2 protein-coding genes are annotated in these 4,118 nt (G+C 41.0%); both read right to left on the reverse strand.

Going from position 1 to position 4,118, the window contains the following annotated elements:
• On the reverse strand, positions 1 to 1,712 hold a 1,712-nt coding region (locus tag F6K52_RS33190; protein ID WP_293088903.1), incomplete at its 3' end, for a hybrid sensor histidine kinase/response regulator.
• 412 nt (positions 1,713 to 2,124) lie between these two features.
• The gene (locus F6K52_RS33195) at positions 2,125 to 3,519 is read right to left on the reverse strand and encodes an ABC transporter substrate-binding protein (protein ID WP_293088905.1); all 1,395 of its coding nucleotides are present in this window, start codon (positions 3,517 to 3,519) and stop codon (positions 2,125 to 2,127) included.
• Positions 3,520 to 4,118 lie beyond the last annotated feature (599 nt).

Raw genomic sequence — 4,118 nt, forward strand, 5'->3', positions numbered from 1 at the left:
TCATTAAATGTGACATTACCTTGGTCAGTAAATTTAACTGCATTACCTAATAGATTGAGTAAAACCTGTCGTAACCGTTTCTGATCTACCTTAACCCCTGTGGGTAGGTTACCTTGAGTTTTATAGTTAAACAAGATATTTTTTTCATTAGCTCCCATGCGGATAATACCAACTACCCCTTCCAAAAAGCTTGAAAAATCAACCTCACTGGGGTAGAGTTCCATCTTACGGGCTTCGATTTTAGAGAAGTCTAAGAGATCGTTAATTAGGGTCAATAGATAGGTTCCACTTTGCTCTATAATTTTTAAACCTTTTATTTGCTGGTGTCTTAAATTGCGATCGCTCATTGGGGTGCTGCCCTTCACGCCATCGTCTTGGGTAGCAGCTTTAGCTGTATCGCGCTGGAGAATTCTGGCATAGCCTAAGATGCTATTGAGGGGAGTGCGCAATTCATGGCTGATGTTAGCTAAAAATTGGCTTTTAGCTTGGTTAGCAACTTCCGCAGCTTCTTTAGCTTTCCCTAATTCCACAGTACGTTCTTGCACTCGGATTTCTAAACCCTGATTCGTTTTCTCTAAGGCCGTAAAAGAATCCTGCAATTGCTGTGCCATCTGGTTAAATGACTGAGCCAACACTCCAGTTTCATCATCACTCAACACAGGAGCTTTATGGTTTAGATTTCCACTAGCTACCTGAATCGCTGCCTCTGTTATTGCCCGAATCGGTTTGGTAATCTGGCTTGATAGTAGATAAACCGCTACTAGCAGCAGTCCAGTAGAACTCAATCCCATCAGCACAATATTCACAGCTAGCCGACGAGCGGGAGCAAAAGCTTCTTGCTGAGAGATCTCAGCTAGTAAGGCCAGGTTCTGTTTCTCCAACCACTGATACACACCGATCACAGGTATCCCATCGTAATTCTGATAAAGCCCAGAACTATTTTTTCCTTGGGTAGCGCTATCAATACCCAAACTACTAATTCCCTTAGAGTATTTTTGATTCTCAAACTGACCTGAGGCGATAAATATATTTTTTCGTTCCAATCGACCGACTAGATAGGTTTCGCCACTCTTACCTAAGCCAGTACGGTCTCGAATTAGGTTATCAACTTCTTGAAGATCGAGAGTAATGGAAATCACTCCTATACGGTTACCGGATTGGTTAAGGACGGGTGTGGCAAAAGTGATGGCTGTTTTGGCTGTTCTTGAAGAGCTATAAAACGTTGGCTTAATGTCCGTTTGATCTCGGGTGAAGTAAGTGGTAGTCGCACCAAGGGGTTGATAGTTGCCCTCCAAAGTTTTGTTAGTTGAGAAAATGATAATCCCACCAGTTGTGAGCAGGGAAATTTCTCTTAGATTAGGCTTAATGGCAGCTAAATCAGTCAGGTATTCTGAAATGCGAAGATAGGCGATTTGGTAATCTCTTGACCTGGTTTGAGACCTTTTGCTGCTGAGCAAGACCTCGGCTTGTCTTCGGATTTCTGGTAACTGAGCCGATAACAGCACATCTTGGCGCTGATTGTTAAACCATTGATTGAGTTCAGCAGATTTGATAGATACAGCAACACTGAGTCTATCAAAGACAGATTGTTTGAGAGCTTTCCTAGCTAAACTATAAGCAGTAATGGCTACAATAGTTACCGTAACAACTGATAAAAGTGAAAAGTAAGTGACTAGCTTTGACAGTAATGTTTTTTGAGTTGATTTGATCATAACAATGATAATAAGCGTGAGAATTTAGCTTTTCGCGTCAACTCAATCCTTTGTACGGACTGAGATATCAGCATTGGCCTATGGCCACGCTACGCGAACACCTATCAGCATTCACCTATCAGCTAATGTAATCCAACACCTGATTTATAACTATAGCAATTGTCAGCAACCTTTGAGTGACATTGCTTATTTTTTTAAGGCAACAGGCAACAGGCAACAGGCAACAGACAACAGGCATGCTATAAAGAGGGTTTTAAGGGATGCAGGGCGGCGCTGTATCCCTTGCTCATAACACCAAAAAATCCATCGTAATTACGATATATCGACCCTGTTACCTGTTATCTTTTTATATCAATCTTATCTTCAAAATTCAACTAAAAATGCGATAACAATTATTGTGATAACGAAGAAGCTAACTAGGTTTATACCAATTAGAAAAAATTTTATTAATTTGATCAATAGCTCGATTAGTGGCTTCCTTAATTGACAAATTATCCACCACAATTTTTCTAATCACTTCCCCCCAAACGTTTTGAGCAGCCACTTCACTATAAGCTGGGTTTAACACTTGATAAGCTGGTCGGGTGTTTTGTAACTGCTGTAGCGCCACAGAAATATGAGGATCACTAGGATTTTTCCAAAAGGGTTTTTCAAACAGTTTCGGCATCACGGGTAAGTATCGACCCTGAGACCCTTCGGTGTAGGCTTGTAAGTTTTGCGGTTGTGCCAAATATGAGAGAAAATTCTTGGCATACTCCTGTTTTGTGGAGGCTTTAAAGAGAATGACCTGTTTGATCTCTATGATGAATCTCATCAGTTCCCCACTAGGTTTATTGGGCCACTTAACTGTAGAAAGTTGCTTGGTGTAAATTTCGGTATCTTGTCGTTGGGAACCTGGAACTGATAGAGTATGATTGACCGTCATCAGGCTAGTGCGGCTGAGTAAGGTTACATTGTTGCCTGTATTATCCCAATCTACGGCATCCGGTGGCACATTCTTATTGATATAAAAGCGGGTATATTGCTTTAGAGCCGCCTCAATGCCTTCCTTAACTTGGGAGTCGTCTAAGCGTAATTTGCCATTTTTATCAATTAGTTTGACATTGTAGGCTTCTAGAAATTGCTCAAAATTGTTGTAGGTATCTAAGCTCATGGACATAGGCATGCCGATACTATACATATTGGGATAACTGCTCTGACGCAATTGTCCCTGAACCTCCTCCCAAAACCGCCAAAATCCCTGCCAATCTCTGGGAATTGCCCCCTTTGCCTGACCAATCTCGGTCAGGATGTCTTGCCAGTAGTGAATATGGATGGCTGATTGCATAATTGGTACAGCATAGTAGCTACGTTTTTTAGCAACTTTGTTTTGATAATTGACTCCAGCCAGAACCCCTTCACTGTACCAATTTTTCAGAGGCTGTATCACATCAGACACATCTACCAGTTGGTTATTCCATGCTAGACGGGGAATAATGGTCAAGTCTGCTACCCCTGCATAGAAAATGTCAGGAGGATTACCTGATGCGATCGCACTCTCGATTTCTTTGAGAATATCCTTCTGAGGTATGATGACTAATTGAACTTTAATTCCATTGTTTTTTTCCCACTGGTCGATGATTGTCCGGAGTGCATCAGTTTCTTCTGGATAAAAACCCTGTTGCCACCAGATGCTAAGTGTTTTAGCTGTGTCAAAGGTTGATGATTGTCTTGATGATTGTCTTGATGATTGGGAATTGTGAGTACAGTTAGCCAATCCCAAACTGAGGAAAAACCAAGGGAGTTGATTGAATTCCCGTCGTCGCATAAGTCTTTAACCGTTACACTTATCAAGTCCTTTAGTATGATATTATCCAGTACTGTGTGAATAAACCTCTTGCAAAAGTATTTTTTTGATAGTGTTTGCGTCAATTATTGGGTGAATCTCACTCTTCCATAATTTCAAAAGCGATATGCACCCATTCCTCCTCCCTACTCCCTACTCCCTACTCCCTACTCCCTACTCCCTACTCCCTAATCCCTACTCCCTAATCCCATTAACCCAAGACGAAAGTACTTCACCGAATTGAAAATTACTATAGTAAGTAATGGATAATAGGTAATGGATAATAGGTAATCCTAGAGGAGTAATCACAATTACCTAATACCTAATACCTATTCCCAACATATTACAATACCGATCCTCTCGGACATGAGATGATTTGGTCTTATACCATTTTTAAAAATCCCTGACTGACTTAATCAATCTCGAAAAAGTAAAACATTAAAGGGCAAAGGATATAATCACAGGGCTTTTCGCTTTCCCTTTAACCTTTCCCCCTATGCTTGAGCTCTGTCTTGACTAAAGAAAATTAGTCTTAGAGTACCTCAGTCATCAACCCACTCCAATTCCAATACCTGCTCCAA

It is taken from the genome of Moorena sp. SIO3H5 (assembly GCF_010692395.1).
Lineage (GTDB): Bacteria > Cyanobacteriota > Cyanobacteriia > Cyanobacteriales > Coleofasciculaceae > Moorena.

Bases quoted from the DNA above. Each gene is read 5' to 3' on its own strand.
- F6K52_RS33195 (WP_293088905.1), bottom strand. From the start codon at position 3,519: ATGCGACGACGGGAATTCAATCAACTCCCTTGGTTTTTCCTCAGTTTG.